General features: G+C 71.7%; 15 protein-coding genes. 4 read left to right on the top strand and 11 right to left on the bottom strand.

Features of this window, described 5'->3' with window-relative positions:
* Positions 1–17 precede the first annotated feature (17 nt).
* A complete protein-coding gene (locus EES42_RS27115) occupies positions 18–1,193 on the bottom strand; it encodes an AI-2E family transporter (protein WP_241196671.1) in 1,176 nt (391 codons plus the stop codon).
* Between the two features lie 294 nt (positions 1,194–1,487).
* The gene (locus tag EES42_RS27110; RefSeq protein WP_114247022.1) at positions 1,488–1,682 is read right to left on the bottom strand and encodes a DUF3046 domain-containing protein; all 195 of its coding nucleotides are present in this window, start codon (positions 1,680–1,682) and stop codon (positions 1,488–1,490) included.
* Between the two features lie 79 nt (positions 1,683–1,761).
* On the opposite strand from EES42_RS27110, the gene EES42_RS27105 reads away from it, so the two are divergent.
* Positions 1,762–2,676 (top strand): hypothetical protein, encoded by a 915-nt coding sequence (locus EES42_RS27105; protein ID WP_124720922.1) that lies wholly within the window; start codon positions 1,762–1,764, stop codon positions 2,674–2,676.
* Between the two features lie 117 nt (positions 2,677–2,793).
* On the opposite strand, the gene EES42_RS27100 is transcribed toward EES42_RS27105, so the two are convergent.
* From EES42_RS27100 to EES42_RS27090, 3 genes are read right to left on the bottom strand one after another with little or no spacing between them, the layout of a single operon-like run.
* The gene (locus tag EES42_RS27100) at positions 2,794–3,099 is read right to left on the bottom strand and encodes an AzlD domain-containing protein (protein WP_124720921.1); all 306 of its coding nucleotides are present in this window, start codon (positions 3,097–3,099) and stop codon (positions 2,794–2,796) included.
* Positions 3,096–3,977, bottom strand: coding sequence for an AzlC family ABC transporter permease (locus tag EES42_RS27095; RefSeq protein ID WP_241196616.1), 882 nt, complete (start codon positions 3,975–3,977; stop codon positions 3,096–3,098). Before EES42_RS27095 ends, EES42_RS27100 begins: the two co-directional genes overlap by 4 nt.
* A gap of 10 nt (positions 3,978–3,987) precedes the next feature.
* Entirely contained in the window at positions 3,988–4,857 is an 870-nt protein-coding gene (locus EES42_RS27090) for an AraC family transcriptional regulator (protein ID WP_124720920.1), read from the bottom strand.
* Between the two features lie 150 nt (positions 4,858–5,007).
* Between EES42_RS27090 and EES42_RS27085 the strand changes: the two genes are divergently transcribed.
* Genes EES42_RS27085 through EES42_RS27075 form a run of 3 tightly spaced genes read left to right on the top strand, consistent with a single transcriptional unit; the run spans position 5,008 to position 11,341 of the window.
* Entirely contained in the window at positions 5,008–9,687 is a 4,680-nt protein-coding gene (locus EES42_RS27085; RefSeq protein ID WP_124720919.1) for an Lhr family ATP-dependent helicase, read from the top strand.
* 38 nt (positions 9,688–9,725) lie between these two features.
* On the top strand, positions 9,726–10,526 hold the full coding sequence (locus tag EES42_RS27080; protein WP_124720918.1) for a DNA-formamidopyrimidine glycosylase family protein: 801 nt from the start codon (positions 9,726–9,728) through the stop codon (positions 10,524–10,526).
* A gap of 50 nt (positions 10,527–10,576) precedes the next feature.
* Complete coding sequence (locus EES42_RS27075; protein ID WP_124720917.1) at positions 10,577–11,341, top strand: SDR family NAD(P)-dependent oxidoreductase; 765 nt, start codon at positions 10,577–10,579, stop codon at positions 11,339–11,341.
* Between the two features lie 749 nt (positions 11,342–12,090).
* Here the strand turns inward: EES42_RS27075 and EES42_RS27065 are convergent.
* The 6 genes from EES42_RS27065 to EES42_RS27040 all read right to left on the bottom strand — a co-directional run bounded on the left by EES42_RS27065 (position 12,091) and on the right by EES42_RS27040 (position 16,614).
* Positions 12,091–12,270 (bottom strand): CsbD family protein, encoded by a 180-nt coding sequence (locus EES42_RS27065; RefSeq protein ID WP_124720915.1) that lies wholly within the window; start codon positions 12,268–12,270, stop codon positions 12,091–12,093.
* 214 nt (positions 12,271–12,484) lie between these two features.
* Positions 12,485–12,868 (bottom strand): helix-turn-helix domain-containing protein, encoded by a 384-nt coding sequence (locus EES42_RS27060; protein WP_018105285.1) that lies wholly within the window; start codon positions 12,866–12,868, stop codon positions 12,485–12,487.
* Positions 12,869–12,977: 109 nt separating this feature from the next.
* Entirely contained in the window at positions 12,978–13,487 is a 510-nt protein-coding gene (locus EES42_RS27055) for a CinA family protein (RefSeq protein WP_124720914.1), read from the bottom strand.
* A complete protein-coding gene (gene pgsA, locus EES42_RS27050; protein ID WP_124720913.1) occupies positions 13,484–14,197 on the bottom strand; it encodes a CDP-diacylglycerol--glycerol-3-phosphate 3-phosphatidyltransferase in 714 nt (237 codons plus the stop codon). The genes EES42_RS27055 and pgsA overlap by 4 nt, the downstream gene beginning before the upstream one ends.
* Positions 14,194–15,669 (bottom strand): 30S ribosomal protein S12 methylthiotransferase RimO, encoded by a 1,476-nt coding sequence (rimO, locus tag EES42_RS27045; RefSeq protein WP_124720912.1) that lies wholly within the window; start codon positions 15,667–15,669, stop codon positions 14,194–14,196. The genes pgsA and rimO overlap by 4 nt, the downstream gene beginning before the upstream one ends.
* Positions 15,670–15,813: 144 nt before the next feature.
* Positions 15,814–16,614 carry a helix-turn-helix domain-containing protein gene (locus tag EES42_RS27040; RefSeq protein WP_124720911.1) on the bottom strand — a complete coding sequence of 267 codons (801 nt, stop codon included), beginning with the start codon at positions 16,612–16,614 and terminating at the stop codon, positions 15,814–15,816.
* Positions 16,615–16,763 lie beyond the last annotated feature (149 nt).

Below are 16,763 nucleotides of genomic sequence, written 5' to 3'. Positions count from 1 at the left end.
GCCGAAGCCCGACGCGGTCAGGCGCGCGCCGGGCCCTCCGGTTCCCCGGCGGTGGCCTGTCCGCCCCCGCCGACGCCCTCGGCCTCGGGGGCGCGCCAGGAACGGCGCAACCGCGTGAGCACCGGCTCGCCGCGCCGGCGGCCCCGGCCGTGCATCCGCGGGTCGTCCGTCACCTCGTACCGCTTCACATACGCGCCGAGGAACGCCTGGAGCGTGGCGACGGCCGGGATCGCGATCAGCGCGCCCACGGCGCCCATCAGGGCCGTGCCCGCGATGACCGATCCGAAGGCGACCGCCGGATGGATGTCGACGGTCTTGGAGGTGAGCTTGGGCTGCAGCGCGTAGTTCTCGAACTGCTGGTACACCACGACGAAGCCGAGCACCCACACGGCGTACCAGGGATCGACGGTGAACGCGATCAGCATCGGCAGGGCGCCCGCCAGATACGTACCGATCGTGGGGATGAACTGGGAGACCAGCCCGACCCAGACAGCGAGCGCGGGCGCGTACGGAACGCCGAGGATCACCAGCAGGATGTAGTGCGCGATCCCGGAGATGAGGGCCATCAGACCGCGCGAGTAGAGGTAGCCGCCGGTCTTGTCGACCGCGATCTCCCAGGCCCGCAGGACCTCCGCCTGCCGGGCGGGCGGCAGCACGGAACACAGCGCGCGCCGCAGCCTGGGGCCGTCGGCCGCGAAGTAGAACGAGAACAGGAAGATCGTCAGAAGGCGGAACAGCCCGCCGAGCACGGTGGTGGAGATGTCGAGCACTCCGGTCGCACTGTTCTGGACGTACTTCTGCAGCCAGTCGGAATGGAGCACGCTGTCCTGGACCTCGACCCTGGAGAGGTCGGTGTGGAAGCTCTTGTTGACCCAGCTGATCACCGAGTCCAGATACTTCGGGAACTCGTCGACCATGTCGACGATCTGGCCCGCGAGCATCGAGCCGAGCAGCACGACGAAGCCCACCCCGGCGATCAGCACCGCCAGGAAGACCAGGAAGGTGGCCAGTCCCCGGCGCATACCGCGCGCCGCCATCCGGCTCACCGCCGGCTCGATGGCGAGCGCCAGGAAGAACGCGATCAGCACATTGATCAGCAGCCCGATGAGCTGGTCGAACGCCCAGCTGCCGAGCCGGAAGCAGGCATAGAGCGCCAGGGCCAGAACCATGGCGCGCGGCAGCCACGCGGGCATGCGCACCAGCCCGCTGCCGACGGGCGCGGAAGATGGCGCGGCCGGCGGGACGGGCGGTGTGGGGGGCGGCTGGGTCTGTGCTGTCTCGTCTGTCGGTGCCACGGTTCCAGTCTCGCCTACGGTCGCGGCGAGCAACCGCCCGCCCCGGACAACAGCACAGGTCCGGCCGCTGACGAACCGGAAATCGGCGTGTGTCCGCGAGGGACCGGAGGCCTGCGCCGGGGCGCGGCGGGCCCGGAAACGTCGCCGGTGGGCGACGGCCCCGGCGTCAGCGGTACGGCCGTGGGCCTCGGGTCAGCGCTTGTCCGCCGGGATGCCGACCGCGGTACAGACACCGCGCCAGACGTCCTTGGTCTCCCAGCCGGCGGCCAGCGCCTGGTGCACCGTCTGCCCGCCGAGTTCGGCCATCACATGATCGCGTGCGAAGGAGTCGGCATACCCGGCTCCGAAGTGGTCCGCCATCCGTTCCCAGAAAATCGTCAACCGCATGACCTCAGTATCCCGCTCCTGAGAGTGCAGCCGGGCCGCTACGTCTTGCCGAGAGCGCTTACCGTCCTACGGTCGGTCCATGGCTGGAACCGGAACAAGTCCCCTCAACCGTGCCGAGCAGTTCATTTGGCTCACGGCCCGTGTCCTGGAACAACGGCGGTTCGCTCATCACTTCCTGGAAGGAAGTGCGGACGCCGTGGAAACCGCACTCGCCGCCTATCTGAACGAGGACGGCGGCTACGGGCACGCGCTCGAACCCGATCTGCGCGGCCCCGTCAGTCAGCCACTGCACACCGCGCACGCGCTCAATGTGCTGGACTCCATCGGGCGCTGCGACGGGCTGCGGGTGGAGCGGATCTGCCGCTTCCTCACCGAGGTGTCGACCAAGGAGGGCGCGCTGCCCGCTCTGCTGCCGACGCAGCGCGGCTATCCCGCCGCGCCGTTCATCCCGATCGTCGACGATCCTCCCGCGGAGCTGTTGACCACCGGTCCCGTCGTCGGGCTCCTGCATCGCAACGGGGTGTGGCACGCCTGGCTGTTCCGGGCCACCGATTTCTGCTGGGCCGCGGTGGACGCGCTGGACAGGTCGCATCCGTACGAGATCGAGGCGGCGCTCGCCTTCCTGGACGGCGCTCCGGACCGGTCGCGGGCGGAGGCGGCGGCCGACCGGCTCGGGCGGCTGGTGCGGGATCAGCGTCTCGCGGTACTGGATCCGGAGCGGCGGGCCGAGTACCCGGTCGCGGCCGGATACGCGCCGGGTGAGCAGCATTTTCCGTACGACTACGCCCGTACGCCCGATTCGCTCGCCCGGCACTGGTTCACCGACGAGGAGCTCTCCCGCTCGCTCGACCATCTCGCGGCCGAGCAGCAGCCGGACGGCGGCTGGCCGGTCGACTGGCGGCAGTGGGCCCCGGGGACGGCCCTGGAGGGGCGGCCCATCGTGACGCTCAAGGCGCTGCTGACACTGCGCGCCCACGGCCGCAGCCTCTACTGAGGCCCGGTCGCCGGCCGGTTCCAGGCGCACGGGTGCCGGTCCTCCACCGACGTGGGTAAGGGGCGCGGTCCCGTGGACCGAGCCCCTTACACATCCACGCGGGGATCTGACCGGGATCTAACCGAGGGCGCGTACCCCTGCGGTGACGGCCACGGCGACGCCCACGACCACGAGGAACGGCGCGCGCAGCACCAGCGCGAGCGCCGCCGCGGCCAGGCCGGCGCCCCTGGCGTCCAGCGCCAGGTGCTGCCCGTCGCCGAACGTCTGCTGCGCGGTGAGTGCGGCCAGGAGCGCCACGGGCAGCAGTGCGGCGAGACGCTGGGCGAGCGGGCGCTCCAGTACGCCTGCGGGCACCAGCAGTCCGAGGAGCTTGGCGAGATAGCAGCCGACAGCGGTCAGCGCGATGGCGATCCAGACGTTCACCGGTCCTCCTCCGTGTTCGTCTGCGTACTCGTCTGCGAGTGCTTCTCCGCGTGCTTCTTCTTGGTGGCCGTTTCCCCGCCCGTTCCCTTCATGCGTCCGCTCAGGAACAGGACGGCAGGTGCGGCGAGCGCCGACAGCAGGACCGGGACGCCTGCGGGGACCACGGGCAGCAGGCCGAGTGCGAGCAGGACCGCGAGCGCGGCGGTGACGCGTTCCGTGGTGCTCTTCAGCATCGGCGCGAGCAGGGCGAGGAAGACCGCGGGCGATGCCGCGTCCAGCCCCCAGGTGTCGGTGTCGCCGAGCGCCTCGGCGCCCAGGGCTCCCAGCAGCGTGGTCAGGTTCCACAGCACATACAGGGTCAGTCCGGTGACGGCGAAGCCGATCCGTGCCGCCCGCCGGGTGGGCTGCGGCAGTGTCACGGCGGTCGTCTCGTCGATGACCCACTGGGCGGCGAAGGGGCGCAGCGCCCGGGGAAGCGCCAGCAGCTGGGACAGCCGCAGGCCGTAGAACGAGTTGCGTACGCCGAGGAAGAAGGCCCCGGCGGCCGCGGTGTACGGATTGCCGCCCGCGGCGAGGGCACCGACGAGGGCGAACTGCGAGGCGCCGGTGAAGACGGCGAGACTGAGCGCGCAGGTCTGCAGCAGGCTCAGTCCGGAACCGGCCGAGGTGACGCCGAAGGCGAAGCCGGAGAGTCCGACGGCTATCCCGACGCCGAGCGCATCGCGTACGACGGCCGCGTCCGGCTTCGCACCGGTCGGCTCCGCACCGTCCGGTCCTGCACCGGCCGCAGCCGGCCGCTCTCCGGGGCCGACCGCGTTGCCGTGGGGTGCGTCGGCCGATTCGCCGACGCCCTCTGGGAATGTTGTCTGTTCTGCCACGCCCGGAACGCTACGTGGGCAGATCGGGACCGGTCTTGTACGTTCTTGCACGTTCGCGCTGGTACGCGCCGGGTGGCACCCCCACGATCCGGGTGAAGTGACGGTTGAGATGCGGCTGGTCGGTGAAGCCGACCTCGGCGGCCGCCTCCGCGGGCGCCGTCCCCGCGTCGAGCATCCGGCGCGCCGCCCGCACCCGGGCATCGGTGAGCCAGGCGTGCGGCGGCATCCCGTACTGCTTCTTGAAGGCTCTCAGCAGCGCGAACGGACTGGTGCCCAGCTCCGCCGCCAGTGCCTCCAGGGTGGGCGGCGCCGCCATCCTGCCTTCCAGCACCGCGCGGGCCCGTGCCGCGTCGCGGGCGCCCGCCGAGCGGGGCGCGCGGACGGGCAGCGCGCTGCCGTACCGGCCCAGCAGTCTCGTGACCATGACCCGCAGCACCGTGTCGGCGGCGAGTGCGTTGCCCTCCTCGGCCGCCCGGTGGACCTCACCGATGAGCCGGGCCGCGTACGGGTCCACGACGCTGGTCTCGGTGAATCCGACCGTGCCGCGCAGGCTCGTCGTGTCGGCCGCGATGTCGTTGATCACCTGGGAGGACGGGTAGAGCGTGGCGTACACCCAGCCCTCCGGCACACCTGCGCGGGCCGTGTGCGGCACCTCCGGGTTGATCATGACGACGGTGCCGGGGCCGGCGTGGACGGTGCCGCCCGGCAGCCCGACGTCCTCGACCCCGCGGGTGATGGTGCCGAAGACATAGCCCTCGTGGCTGTGGCGCGGGAAGGTGTGGCGCACATACCGGGCACGCAGCAGATCGAGGTCGGGCAGTTCCGCGTACTGCCAGTACCTCGCCCACTCCCCCGATCCCGACTCCGGTATCGCCGCCATGCACGAATTCTCGCAGCTCCGGGACAGGGCCGCCGGGGACGGCCGGGCGGCCGTCGCAGGTGGGCGGGGTGCACGGCGCATGAGCCGTCGCGAGTGACGGGGTGCACGGCGTCGGGGCCGTTGTCAGTGGTGGGGTGCACGATGGGGGACATGGCCGGCTCTGCGCTCGATTCGTTCTCGCCCGCGACCCGCGGCTGGTTCGCGGGTGCCTTCAGTGCGCCCACCGCCGCACAGGAGGGCGCCTGGCGCGCCATCGGCGAGGGTTCGGACGTGCTGGTCGTCGCGCCGACCGGCTCCGGCAAGACCCTCGCCGCCTTTCTCGCCGCGCTCGACACCCTGGCGTCCGTCCCACCGCCCGCCGAGGCGAAGAAGCGCTGCCGCGTGCTGTACGTGTCCCCCCTCAAGGCGCTCGCGGTCGATGTGGAGCGCAACCTCCGCTCACCGCTGACCGGCATCCGTCAGGAGTCGGTACGCCTGGGGCTGCCCGAGCCCGAGGTCCGGGTGGGGATCCGCTCCGGCGACACCCCGCCCGCCGAGCGCCGCTCGATGGCGACCCGGCCGCCGGACATCCTGATCACCACCCCCGAATCGCTGTTCCTGATGCTGACCTCGTCCACCCGGGAGGCGCTGTCCGGCGTCGAGACGGTGATCCTCGACGAGGTGCACGCCGTGGCCGGCACCAAGCGGGGCGCCCATCTCGCCGTGTCGCTGGAGCGTCTCGACGAGCTGCTGCCGCGGCCGGCCCGGCGGATCGGTCTGTCGGCGACGGTCCGTCCGGTCGACGAGGTGGCCCGCTTCCTCTCGCCCCGGCGCAAGGTGGAGATCGTCCAGCCGCCGTCCACCAAGCGGTTCGACCTGTCGGTGGTCGTGCCGGTCGAGGATCTGGGCGAGCTCGGCGGTTCCCCCGCCACCGACCCCGACCAAGCGGGCCAGGCGGAGAAGCCGTCGATCTGGCCCCATGTCGAGGAGCGGATCGTCGACCTGGTCCAGCAGCATCGCTCCACCATCGTCTTCGCCAATTCCCGTCGCCTCGCCGAGCGGCTGTGCAACCGGCTCAACGAGATCGCGTACGAGCGGCTCACCGGCGAGACGATCGCCGAGTCCCACTCCCCCGCCGAGATCATGGCCGAGTCCGGTGCGGCGAAGGGCGCCCCCGCTCTGCTCGCCCGCGCCCATCACGGTTCGGTCTCCAAGGAACAGCGCGCCCAGGTCGAGGAGGACCTCAAGGCGGGCCGGCTGCCGGCCGTCGTCGCCACCTCCAGCCTGGAGCTGGGCATCGACATGGGCGCCGTCGACCTGGTCATCCAGGTGGAGTCGCCGCCCTCGGTCGCCTCCGGTCTGCAACGCGTCGGCCGCGCCGGGCACCAGGTCGGCGCGGTCTCCACCGGAGTGGTCTTCCCGAAGTACCGGGGCGATCTGGTACAGGCGGCCGTGGTCACCGAGCGGATGCGGGAGGGCTCCATCGAGGCGCTCCGGGTTCCGTCCAACCCGCTGGACGTGCTGGCCCAGCAGCTGGTCGCCATGGTCTCCCTGGACAGCTGGCAGGTGGACGACCTGCTGGCGACCGTCCGTCGCGCCGCCCCGTTCGCCTCGCTGCCCGAGTCCGCGTTCACCGCCGTGCTGGACATGCTCGCCGGCCGCTACCCCTCCGACGCCTTCGCCGAGCTGCGCCCCCGCGTGGTCTGGGACCGGGTGGCCGGCACGGTCACCGGCCGCCCCGGCGCACAGCGGCTCGCCGTCACCTCCGGGGGCACGATTCCCGACCGGGGGCTCTTCGGGGTCTTCCTCGCGGGCGCCGACCCCAAGAAGGGCGGCGGCCGGGTCGGCGAGCTCGACGAGGAGATGGTGTACGAGTCCCGGGTCGGCGATGTCTTCACGCTGGGCACCACGTCCTGGCGGATCGAGGACATCACCCGTGACCGGGTCCTGGTGTCGCCGGCCCCCGGCGTTCCCGGCCGGCTGCCGTTCTGGAAGGGCGACCAGCTGGGCCGCCCGCTGGAGCTGGGGCGTGCGCTGGGGGCGTTCCTCCGCGAGATCGGCGGCCTGTCGCAGGAAGACGCCCGCGACCGTCTGCTCGCCGCCGGTCTCGACACCTGGGCCGCCGACAACACCCTGTCGTACATCGACGAGCAGCGCCGCGCCTGCGGCCATGTGCCGGACGACCGGACCGTCCTCGTCGAGCGGTTCCGTGACGAGCTGGGTGACTGGCGGGTCGTAATCCATTCCCCGTTCGGCGCACAGGTGCACGCGCCGTGGGCGCTGGCGCTGAGCGCCCGCCTCGCCGAGCGGTACGGCATGGACGCCCAGGTGATGCACGCCGACGACGGCATCGTGCTGCGGCTGCCGGACGCCGACCTGATGGGCCTGGACCTCCTGGACTTCGACCCCGCGCAGGATCCGGCGCAGGACCCGGGCCACGGCCCGGCCAGGGATCCGGCGCCGCCGCCGGGCCTCTCGTACGACAGCGAGCAACCGCCCGTCGGCGCGGCGGACGTGACGTTCGAGCAGGGCGAGATCGGACAGATCGTCACCGACCAGGTAGGCGGTTCGGCCCTGTTCGCCTCCCGGTTCCGCGAGTGCGCGGCCCGCGCCCTGCTGCTGCCGCGCCGCAGCCCCGGCAAACGCACCCCGCTGTGGCAGCAGCGCCAGCGCGCCGCACAACTCCTCCAGGTCGCATCGGAGTTCGGCTCCTTCCCGATCGTCCTGGAAGCGGTCCGCGAATGCCTCCAGGACGTCTTCGACGTACCCGGGCTCACGGAGCTCATGGGTGACCTCGAAGCGCGCCGGGTCCGGCTGGTCGAGGTGACCACTCCGGAGCCCTCACCCTTCGCGCGCTCGCTCCTGTTCGGCTATGTCGCCCAGTTCCTGTACGAGGGCGACTCCCCCCTGGCCGAGCGGCGGGCCGCCGCGCTCTCGCTCGACTCCCACCTCCTGGCGGAGCTCCTCGGCCAGGCGGAGCTGCGCGAGCTGCTCGACGCGGATGTCCTGACCGAGCTGGAGCAAGAGCTCCAGTGGCTGACCGAGGACCGCCGGATCAAGGACGTGGAGGGCGTCGCCGATCTTCTCCGGGTCCTCGGTCCGCTCACCGACGAGGAGTTGGCGGAGCGCGGCGCCCGACCGTCATGGGCTCCGGAGCTGTCCGCGGCCCGCCGGGCCATCCGGGTCCGGATCGGTGGAGCCGGTCACTGGGCCGCGATCGAGGACGCGGGCCGCCTGCGGGACGCGCTGGGCACCGCCCTCCCGGTCGGCGTCCCCGAGGCGTTCACCGAACCGGTGAAGGACCCCCTCGGCGATCTCCTCGGCCGGTACGCCCGTACGCACGGCCCGTTCACCTCCACCGGTGCCGCCACCCGCTTCGGCCTCGGCACCGCCGTCACGGACGGGGCGCTGCAGCGGCTCGCCGCGTCCGGCCGGATCGTCCAGGGCGAATTCCATCCCGCCGGCATCGGCCAGGAGTGGTGCGACGCCACCGTACTGCGCAGACTGCGCCGCCGTTCGCTCGCCGCGCTCCGCCACGAGCTGGAACCGGTCCCGCCCGCCGCCCTCGCCGGCTTCCTCCCGAAGTGGCAGCACCTGGGCAGCAACAGCCTGCGCGGAATCGACGGACTGGCCCGCGCCATCGAGCAGTTGCAGGGCGCACCCGTCCCGGCGTCGGCGCTGGAGAAGCTGATCCTGCCGGGCCGGGTCACGGACTACACCCCCGCGATGCTCGACGAGCTGACCACCACCGGCGAAGTCGTCTGGGCTGGCGCCGGCGCCCTCCCCGGCAAGGACGGCTGGCTGTCCCTCTACCTCGCCGACAGCGCACCCCTGCTCCTCACGCCCCCGCACCCGCTGGAGCTCAGCTCGTTGCACGAGTCCGTCCTGACCGCCCTGGGCGGCGGATACGGACTGTTCTTCCGGCAGATCGCCGATCAGGTCCGCGCCACCACTCATCCGGACTGCTCCGATCCGCAACTCGCCGACGCCATCTGGGAGCTGGCCTGGTCGGGCCGGCTCACCAATGACACGCTCGCCCCGCTGCGCTCGCTGCTGGGCTCCGGCCGCACGGCGGGGTCGACCGCCCACCGCGCCAGACGCAGTGTCCCGCGCGGGCGCTACGGCTCGCTCACCTCCGCCGCCCGGCCCGCGTCCCGCACCGGCCCGCCCACCGTCTCGGGCCGCTGGTCCCTGCTGCCCGCCGTCGAACCCGACCCCACGCACCGTGCTCACGCACTGGCCCGCACCCTTCTCGACCGCCACGGGGTGGTGACCCGCGGAGCCGTCCAGGCCGAGGGCGTCGAAGGCGGCTTCTCCGCGACGTACCGCGTCCTGTCCGCCTTCGAGGACAACGGGCAGGCCCGGCGCGGGTATGTCGTCGAGGGCCTGGGGGCCGCACAGTTCGCGATGGACGGCGCGGTGGACCGGCTGCGTGCCACGTCCACCGCCCGCGACCGTACGGAGCCGGGTGCCGCGCGCCACGCCCTGGTCCTCGCCGCGGCGGACCCGGCCAACGCGTACGGCGCGGCACTGCCCTGGCCCGAGCCGCCGGACGGTGCCGGGCACAAGCCCGGCCGCAAGGCGGGCGCCCTGGTGGTGCTGGTCGACGGCGAGCTGGCGATGTACATGGAGCGCGGCGGCAAGACGCTGCTGGCCTGGCCCACCGATCCGGACGACCCGGCGCTCCTCGCGGCAGCCGGGGCGCTGGCGGCGGCCGCCCGCGCAGGCGCGCTCGGCACGGTCACGGTGGAGCGCACCAATGGCACACCGTCCCTGACCTCCCCGCTCGGCCGCACGCTGGAGGCAGCCGGCTTCCTCGCGACCCCGAGAGGGCTCCGCCTGCGCGCCTGAACCACCAGCGCGCCGCTCCCCACCCGCATCATGGAGGCATGCCCGAAGGAGACACCGTCCTGCAGACCGCCGGACGTCTGCACACCGCACTCGCCGGTCAGGTCCTCACCCGCTCAGACCTGCGCGTCCCCCGGTTCGCCACCGCCGACCTCACCGGCCGGACGGTCCTGGACGTCGTCTCGCGCGGCAAGCATCTCCTCACCCGCGTCGAGGGTGGCCTCACCCTGCACAGCCATCTCCGGATGGACGGTGCCTGGCGCGTCTACGCCCCGGGCGAGCGCTGGCGCGGGGGCCCCACGCACCAGATCCGCGCGATCCTCGCCAATGCCGAGCACACCGCCGTCGGCTACCGGCTGCCCGTCCTTGAGCTGCTCCGCACCCGGGACGAGAGCAAGGCGGTCGGTCACCTCGGCCCCGATCTGCTGGGCCCCGACTGGGATCCCGACACCGCTCTGCGCAATCTGCTCGCCGACCCCGGCCGCCCGCTCGGCGAAGCCCTGCTGGACCAGCGCAACCTGGCCGGAATCGGCAACATCTACAAGGCCGAGCTCTGCTTCCTGGCCCGCGCCACCCCCTGGCTCACCGTCGGCGAACTGCCCGCCCCCACCGTCGTACGCCTGGTCACGACGGCCAAGCAGCTGCTCGAAGCCAACCGCGACCGCCCCATCCGCACGACCACCGGAACGTCCGCGCGCGGACCCGGCCCGAAGGAACGGCTCTGGGTCTACGGCAGGGCCGACCGCCCCTGTCTGCGCTGCGGCACCCCGATCCGCGCCGCGGACCAGGACTCCCGTCCCGCCTACTGGTGCCCGCACTGCCAGTCGGGCCCCACCGGCTGAGGCCCGCCAACTGGTTGACGACCCGTCAGATCCAGTCGTACCGTCCGGTCATGCCCCTCACCGCGTACGACCTCACGGGCCGCTCCGCGTTCATCACCGGCGCCGCGGGCGGCATCGGCCGGGCCTGCGCCGTCCTGCTCGCCGCCGCGGGCGCCACGACGCACTGCGCGGACCTCGACGAGAAGGGCCTGCTGGAAACCCAGGGCCTGATCACCGAAGCGGGTGGCACATCCCACATCCAGGTCCTCGATGTCACCGACCGCAGTCGGGTCGGGGCCGCGGTGGCCGCCGCGGGCGACCTCGACATCCTGGCGGCCGTCGCCGGGATCATGCATACGAGCAACGTCCTGGAGACCTCGGACGAAGATCTCGACCGCGTCCTCGCGGTCAATTTCAAGGGTGTGCTGTACGCCTGCCAGGAAGTGGCCCGCGGCATGATCGCGCGCGGTACGCCCGGTTCACTGATCACCATGGCCTCGGGGGCGGTCGACTCCGCCGGCCCGGGGCTGCTCTGCTACAGCGCGGCCAAGGCGGCGGTCGTCCAACTGACGAAGACACTGGCCACGGAGCTGGGGCCGCACGCGATCCGTGTCAACGCCGTCGCTCCGGGCTGGATCCGTACGCCCATGACCGCCCGCCACGACTCGGACCGGCAGCACCGGGTCGAGGCGACGATGGCCCGGATCTCCCCGCTGGGGCGGGTGGGCGAACCCGAGGACGTCGCCCACACCGTGCTTCATCTCGCTTCCGACGCGTCGGCCTTCATGACCGGCCAGATCCTCCGCCCCAACGGCGGCGTAGCCATGCCCTGGTGACCCGCGTGACCTGTCGGAGCCGCTCCGCACACCGCTCCCCGACGGCGAACCGGCGAACCGCCCACCGAACCCCGAGGACCGGCCACCAGGTGCCGTCGGCCCCCGAGCCGTCCGCTCTCGCGTCCTTCCGGCCCGCACCGGCCGTCGCGGCCACATGTACGGGCAGCAGACTCAGTCCCCATCCACCCGCCGCCACCGCACCCTCGACGAGCCCCGCATGGGCCGGTTCCAGCGCGAGCCGCAGTACGGCCCACCACCACACTCCGCCGAGAACGAGCGCCGGCACCCATCGCCGTACCATGGCTGCCTCCTCCGGCCGAATCTAGTGCGGCGCACTCACCCGGCGGGAGAGCGCATCGGCGCACCACCGGCGCGCTTCGCGCAGCCGCAGACCGTTGCACGCTCTTGCCCGGAACTCCGGGGCGTGCCGCGCCGGATGGGAGCCCGCCACGGCCGGACGCCCTCCGGCACAGAACCGGAATGAGCGGCCCCACCGCACCGCAGCCGGACCGCACAGCGACACAACAACGCTTTGTTCACACCGCGCCGCAAAAAACACCGCGCCGCGACACACGGCGCCGTGCCGAGACCACACCGAGACCGCGTCGCTCCGCGATCCCGCCGGCCGGTGTGCCGCTCCCCGCAGTCTCGCCCGGCAGTGCCCGGACCGCATCCAGAACGGAACGGGAGCCGGCCGGGCACCACCGGACCCCCGCCGTTCTCGACGAGTGGGGGCCCGGTGGAAGCGGTCAGTGCTCGTCGCGGCGCAGGGAGTCCTTCATGCCCTCCGCGCGCTCCTCGGCGCCCTTGGCCCGACCCTTGGCCTGGTCCATCTTGCCTTCGGCCTCCTTGCGACGGTCGCCGGTCATCTTGCCCATGGCTTCCTTCGCCTTGCCCTTGATCTTGTCCTTGGCGCCTTCGTCAACCATTGCGACTCCTTCGGGTAAGGGGATTTCGCTGCCCGTTCGGCATCACCCACGATGACACAAACGAACCAAATCGGTCATTTGAGAGCCATCTGCCCCCGCCTGCCCCGAACACCCGAACCCCGGTGCCTCCCCGAGCACGCAGAAGCCCCGGCCACCCCCGCAAGGGGGCGACCGGGGCTCCACCACACACACGCTTCGCACCGGACCACGCGGGTCAGGCGGCGACGACATCCACCGCTTCCGCGGGCGCCTTGATGGTCACCCGTCCCGTCGGCACACCCGCCACCGACGTCACGGAGACGGAATTGAGCATTGGGCGTACCGGCACAGGCACCGGATCGCTGGCTGCTGCCGACTCGGCCAGTTCGGCCAGCGACAGCTCATCGCTCACTTCACGCATGAGCTCGGACATCCGTACGTCAAGCGCGTCGCAAATGGCGGAGAGCAGTTCGGAGGATGCCTCCTTCTGCCCCCGCTCCACCTCGGAGAGATAGCCGAGCGAGACTCGGGCGGACGAGGAGACTTCGCGCAGAGTACGGCCTTGGCGCTGGCGCTGCCGACGCAGCACGTCACCAAGCAGGCGACGGAGCAGAATCATCGGTGGCTCCCTCCTCGGACCGCGTAGCCGCATCCTTCACGCCCCACCGTACCGCCTTGCGCCGCGGCCGTGCGGGGAGCGATGTCGTGTTCACTCAGGGCTGCAAACATCAATTCCCCCCGTTCTGTTCCGTATCCTGTGCGCTTGCATTCCTGCCGAGTTCGGCGGAGAGCAACTCGAGCACGCTCCGTACGCTCTCTTTACGGATGTCCGCCCGTCCGCCGTTCAACCTCAGCTCAGCCATATTCTCCACGCCGTCCGGCCCGGACACCGCGACATACACCGTCCCCACGGCCTTGCCGTCCTGCGGTTCGGGGCCCGCGACCCCGGTGGTGGCCATGCCCCAGTCCGCCCCGAGAACACGGCGCACACCGGCCGCCATCTGCCGCGCCACCTCGGGGTCGACCGCCCCGCGCTCCGCCAGCAGCACGCCGTCCACCCCCAGGAGATCCCGCTTCAGGGCCGTCGCGTACGCCGTCACGGAGCCCCGGAAGGAGTGCGAGGCACCCGGCACCGATGTCAGCTCCGCCGCGACCAGACCGCCGGTCAGCGACTCCGCGACGGCAAGGGTCTCACCACGCTCCACGAGCAGCTCCAGCACCCGGGCCGCGGCAGTCACCGCTCGGCCTCCGCCGAATCACGGCTCCCCGGGGCCCCCTGGGCCGATCCCGCCGCTACGGCGGCCCGCTCGGCCGCGAGCCCCTTGCGGCGCAGCACGACGGCCTGGCGCACATAGTCGAGCCCGGTGACGACCGTCAGCACGACGGCCACCGCCATCACCCAGAAGCGCAGGGTGGCCAGTGGACCGGTGAGCGCCAGGACGTACATCCCGACGGCCGTCCCCTGCGCCAGGGTCTTCATCTTCCCTCCGCGACTGGCCGGAATCACCGCATGCCGTATCACCCAGAAGCGCATCAGCGTGATGCCGATCTCGCGGAAGAGGATCACGCCCGTGACCCACCAGGGCAGATCGCCGAGATACGAGAGACAGACCAGTGCCGCGCCCATGATCGCCTTGTCCGCGATCGGGTCGGCGATCTTCCCGAAGTCGGTGACCAGGTTGTACGTGCGCGCCAGATGACCGTCGAACAGGTCGGTGATCATGGCGACGGCGAAGGCCGCCCAGGCGAACGACCGCCAGGCCGGGTCGTACCCGCCGTTGTGCAGCAGCAGCAGCACGAAGCCGGGCACCAGCACCAGCCGCAGCATGGTGAGCAGGTTGGCGATGTTCCACAGGCTGGCCTGATTGACGGCCGCAGTGCCCAGCTTGCCGCCGCGGACCGGCTTCGCGCCGGAGCCGCCTGCCGCGGATGCCGGGACTCCCGTCATCTGGCTGCCTCCACGAGTTCGGAACACTCGGCCACCAGGTCCACTCCTTCGGTGCCCACGACCTTTGCCTCGACCATAAGGCCGGGTACGAGGCCGTCGCGTGTGGTGAAGAGCACCTGGCCGTCCGTCTCGGGAGCCTGGTGGGCCGCGCGGCCCACCGCACCGTCCTCGTCGTCCACGGACTCGACCAGCACCTGGAGCGACTCGCCCAGGCGCTCCTCGGCACGCTGCGAGGTGAGCTCCTCGGCCAGCTGCGAGATGTGCGCGAGCCGCTCGGCGATGACGTCGGCGTCCAGCTTGTTCTCGTAGCCGACGGCCTCGGTGCCCTCCTCGTCGGAGTAGCCGAAGACGCCGATGGCGTCGAGCCGGGCACCGGTGAGGAAGCGTTCCAGCTCCGCCAGGTCGGCCTCGGTCTCGCCGGGGAAGCCCACGATGAAGTTGGAGCGGGCACCGGCCTGCGGCGCCTTGTTCCGGATGGTGTCCAGCAGCTCCAGGAACCGGTCGGTGTCACCGAAGCGGCGCATCGCCCGCAGCACACCGGGGGCCGAGTGCTGGAAGGACAGGTCGAAGTAGGGCGCGACCTTCGGCGTGGAGGTCAGCACGTCGATGAGGCCGGGCCGCATCTCGGCCGGCTGGAGGTAGCTGACCCGGATCCGCTCGATGCCCTCGACGTCGGCGAGCTCCGGCAGCAGCGTCTCCAGCAGCCGGATGTCGCCGAGGTCCTTGCCGTACGAGGTGTTGTTCTCGGAGACCAGCATGACCTCCTTGACGCCCTGCTCGGCCAGCCAGCGGGTCTCCTGCAGCACGTCCGAGGGGCGCCGCGAGATGAAGGAGCCGCGGAAGGACGGAATGGCGCAGAAGGAGCAGCGGCGGTCGCAGCCGGAGGCGAGCTTCACCGAGGCGACGGGGCTGGTGCCCAGCCGGCGGCGCAGGGGCGCCCGCGGCCCGGAGACCGGCGCGACGCCGTCGGGGAGGTCCTCGGGGGCGGGGGCCGGTGCGGCCTCCTGTGCGTGGCCGGGAAGCGCCACGGCCGCGTCCTGCCGTTCGGCGGGGCTGATCGGCAGCAGCTTGCGGCGGTCGCGCGGGGTGTGCGAGGCGTGGATGCCGCCGTTGAGGATGGTCTGGAGGCGGTCGGAGATGTCGGCGTAGTCGTCGAAGCCGAGGACGCCGTCCGCTTCGGGCAGGGCCTCGGCGAGGTCCTTGCCGTAACGCTCGGCCATACAGCCGACGGCGACCACGGCCTGGGTCCGGCCGTGGTCCTTCAGATCATTGGCTTCGAGCAGGGCGTCGACGGAGTCCTTCTTGGCGGCCTCGACGAATCCACAGGTGTTGACGACGGCGACATCCGCGTCGGAGGCATCCTGGACGAGCTCCCAGCCGTCCGCTGCCAAGCGGCCTGCGAGCTCCTCCGAGTCCACCTCGTTACGGGCGCAGCCAAGAGTGACAAGGGCGACGGTACGGCGTTCGGGCATGGGCTCAAGACTACTTTGTCCCGGCACTCGCCCTGCCGCGCAGGGTTCCACCGTTACACCGAGTAACAATGCGGCGAGCGCCCGGCGGGATTGCCGGGCGCTCGCCGTGTGTCGGGACCGTCTGGGGAAGCGGTGCGTACGGGGTCAGCCGACCGCCGGGTCGCCCTTGGTGTACGAGAGCCGCTCGACCTGGCCGGGCTGGAACTTGTCCTCGACCTTCTTGCCGTTGACGAAGAGCTCGATCGAGCCCGCGTCGCCGAGGACGAGGTCGACCCGCTCCTGGTCCTGGAAGGTCTTGGTCTGGCCCTGCAGCAGCAGACCGTCGAAGAGCAGCCGCCCGTTGTGGTCCTTGGCGGAGATCCAGCTCTTGCCCTGGCTGGCGTCGAGCCGGACCGTCACCTTGTCCCTGGGGGCCGCGGCGATGGCGCTGTCGGAGGGTGCCGGCTTGGGGTCGACGGGCTTGTCGGACTTCGGTGCGGGGCTCTTCTTGTGCGGCGCGGGGCCCTCCGCGACCTGGGTGGCCGCGGGGCTGTCGTCGCCGCCCTTGAGGAACGTGAAGCCGACGAAACCGACGACGGCGACGATCGCCGCGACCATGGCCGCCGTCCAGTTGGGCCGACGGGGTTCGGAACGGATTCTCTCGGCTTCGAACAGCGGCGCCGCGGGCGTGGGTGCGGGACGGCCGCCGTGTTCCGCGTCGTACTGCGAAACCAGCGGTTCCGGATCGAGCTCGACCGCACGCGCGAGCGTACGGATATGGCCGCGTGCGTACACGTCGCCGCCGCAGCGGGAGAAGTCGTCCTCTTCGATCGCGTGCACGATGGGGATGCGCACCCGGGTGGACGAGCTGATCTCTTCGACCGTGAGACCTGCGGCGATACGAGCCTGCTGGAGCACTCGACCGATCGAAGGCCGGTCGTCTTCGGGGGAGTTGCCGATGGACACGGGGGCGCCTTTCGAGCGTGAGCCACCTGCTGGGTGTTCAGTCTAGGGGTGGTACGAAAGGGTGGGGCAACCGGGAGGAAGGACTTTGTCCTCCATCGGACTCGAAGGCCGTCCGATTCTCCGGACCGCCCCGGGAGGGACAATTCTGC

The sequence above is a fragment of the Streptomyces sp. ADI95-17 genome (assembly GCF_003846175.1).
Lineage (GTDB): Bacteria > Actinomycetota > Actinomycetes > Streptomycetales > Streptomycetaceae > Streptomyces > Streptomyces sanglieri.
The sequence above is the reverse complement of the archived record's forward strand: the minus strand, read 5'-3'. Positions and strand labels throughout refer to the sequence as shown.